Genomic DNA, 311 nt, shown 5'->3' with positions numbered 1-311 from the left:
ATGTTCCCGAGGACGCCGGCGCTCAGGCCGAGCTCTGCTTCAAGAACATCGCCGCAATCTTGAGCGAGGCCGGCCTGACCTTGAACGACATCGTGCGCATCAATGCCTTCGTCACCGGCCGCGAACATCTGCAATCCTATATGGATGTCCGCAACCGGCTGTTTTCCGACCCGGCGCCGGCCTCGACGCTCATGATCGTCTCCGGCTTCGCCCGTCTGGAATTCAAGGTCGAGGTGGAAGTGCTGGCTGCGGGCTGATGGTTGCCCACAAGCGCGAGGCGCTTTAGATCATCCCAACCAGGCCATCGGGAG

General features: G+C 61.7%; 1 protein-coding gene. It reads left to right on the top strand.

Annotated features, from left to right (window positions below):
- The coding region (locus EN874_RS32975) for a Rid family hydrolase (RefSeq protein ID WP_127428863.1) at positions 1 to 257 on the top strand (257 nt) is incomplete at its 5' end.
- Positions 258 to 311: the final 54 nt, after the last annotated feature.

It is taken from the genome of Mesorhizobium sp. M1D.F.Ca.ET.231.01.1.1, assembly GCF_003999155.2.
Classification (GTDB): Bacteria; Pseudomonadota; Alphaproteobacteria; order Rhizobiales; family Rhizobiaceae; genus Mesorhizobium.
This window is presented reverse-complemented; position numbering and strand designations above follow the sequence as displayed.